This is a genomic window from Vibrio sp. L85 (assembly GCF_963871815.1).
Taxonomy (GTDB): Bacteria; Pseudomonadota; Gammaproteobacteria; order Enterobacterales; family Vibrionaceae; genus Vibrio; species Vibrio harveyi.
Window position 1 is genome coordinate 1 of the sequence record NZ_CAWMYL010000208.1, and the last position, 2,120, is coordinate 2,120.

Sequence of the window (2,120 nt, forward strand, 5' to 3'; positions counted from 1 at the left end):
CGGTTTTTAACTAAAGTCTGATTTCTTACAGTTCATGAATGACTGAATGACTGAATGACTGAATGACTGAATTATTTCGTGTTGAGCTTCTGTGGATGCTCTATTCCAATTGTTCCACTGTTTTCAACCCCCTTAAACTATGATCTCCATGGTATCACTGCCAGCTTTTGAATTTATAAAATTGTGATAGACCTATAGTTAAATGCATTTAATCCCATATATTATCAAGCCTTTCTTATGGTTTGGGTTTGATAATTATGATTCGTATTATTCTAATTTTACTTTCTTTAATGCCATTTGTTACTAACGCTTCAGAACAAAAAGTAGGAGAAGAACCATTTTCAATAGATGGTTATACTAAAGATTGGAAAAATGTTGAAGGGATAACATTTTTAGATTTTAGAGACTTAGATCTTGATATAAGCCATGGACTACAAAGAGAAGTATATTATAGAGATAATGGTCAAACATCTAATAAATTCCATGATGCCATAAGCATTAGATATATAAGAGATTCACCTAGATTCAAAGCAAAAGAATTATTGATAAAAATAAGATATCTAGATCGTAATGATGGAACAATACAAGAAATTAGCAGAGGGAAATATGGTTGGGGACCTGAAGAATATACAATTACAATAGAAGCAAATCCAAATATGGTTGCCTATGGTGATGTATATGACCAAGCTTTTTCTAGTGAAGGTATTATGGAAAGGATAGAAGTATTACTACCAGCACGTATAGTATCTCCAAGTAGTATACCTTTTATTACGGTTGCGATAAAAGGAGAAGATTCTACTGATTTTAAAGATATATATGATGGGAAACAAATAACTAAACCAAGAGGGTATCAAACAGCTTCTTGGTTTAGTGATGAAGATTCGGAATACTCTCTAACAATTAGTATTGTTGGTTCTGTAGGACCTATATCTAAAGGATTTCAATTTGCAACAAATATAGACGATTTTAGTCTATCAGTTGTAGATGGCTATAACGCTGGAAGTGTAGCGTCCTTCCAAGGAGAGATTGGTGTTTGGAACTCTGGTGATCTTGCCGCTATTGCAAATGGAAAAAGTTTTGGCACAACTTTTGAGACTCCAGCAGGTTCTTATGGTTTAGTTAGTAATGGAGATGGTTCAATTAAAGGTATTTCGATTGCCTTTGGACCTGCTATAGGTTTACCTATGAATATCTCTCAATATTATTCACAAGAACTTGCCAGCACATATAGAGAAAGAGAAACAGAAAGTGACATAAGTACCGATCGAACCAGAGAAGATGATGATAGAGATCGTAATGATTATGATAGAGAGCGAGAAGATGATGATAGAGATAGGGATTTCGATGATCGAGATGGACCCGATGCAATAGAAACAGACTTAGATAGTAGAGAAACAATAGAAATTGACTTTCCAGATAGACCTGGGTTTTCTGGAGATATCGATTAAATGATAAATTATTCTACAAATAAATTTATTTTAATGTTAGGATTTATTATTCCTTTTTTTTCTCAACTCAATTTGTTTTACTTTTGGGATGAGTCAAACATAGAGCTTTTATTTTTCTCTCTATTCATCTCTATGATTTATTCAATTAAATCAACTTATTTGGTTATAATAAAGAAAGAGAAGGTAAATTTTAGGATTATTGGGGGATTTTCATTTTTAATTAACATTGTTATTTTAATGGTTAGAACTTTATGATTAATTTTTTAATTGTCTTTACAATTTTTGTTATATCTTACTTTTCATTTCCAGATTCAATATTATTAATGTTAATAAGGTTTTTCTCTTTCATCTTTTTGCTGTCGTCTTGTTTTTGTTTTTTTAGCTTAATTAAATATTTCGTTAACAAGGTTAAAAATAAAAAAATCCCTGTTTTTATCGAATATTGGCCAAAGTTCTTTTTTGCATGTTTATTTTTTGTTCTTATTTTCTTTTCAGAAACATTAATTAAAATATTACTTAGGTAAATGGCTTTGTTTCCTAATTCGAGTTCAGTTAAAAACACGCCTAACATTTTGGCATTTTTCATTGCCTCCTACAGTGAATAGGCTATAATCAGAATTGCTTAGATTCATGACTTGGCCTCGTTGGTTAATAACATTAACTTTCGGGGCT

Annotated in this window: 2 protein-coding genes; one reads left to right on the forward strand and one right to left on the reverse strand. The window is 31.3% G+C overall.

The features are described 5' to 3' along the window. Positions 1–257: 257 nt before the first annotated feature. Positions 258–1,448, forward strand: coding sequence for a hypothetical protein (locus AACR11_RS21075; RefSeq protein ID WP_017191364.1), 1,191 nt, complete (start codon positions 258–260; stop codon positions 1,446–1,448). 292 nt (positions 1,449–1,740) lie between these two features. On the opposite strand, the gene AACR11_RS21080 is transcribed toward AACR11_RS21075, so the two are convergent. After that, entirely contained in the window at positions 1,741–2,034 is a 294-nt protein-coding gene (locus tag AACR11_RS21080; protein ID WP_029790653.1) for a hypothetical protein, read from the reverse strand. Positions 2,035–2,120 lie beyond the last annotated feature (86 nt).

Excerpts from the sequence above, each read along its gene's own strand:
- AACR11_RS21080 (WP_029790653.1), bottom strand. The coding sequence starts at position 2,034 with ATGAAAAATGCCAAAATGTTAGGCGTGTTTTTAACTGAACTCGAATTA.
- AACR11_RS21075 (WP_017191364.1), top strand. The coding sequence starts at position 258 with ATGATTCGTATTATTCTAATTTTACTTTCTTTAATGCCATTTGTTACT.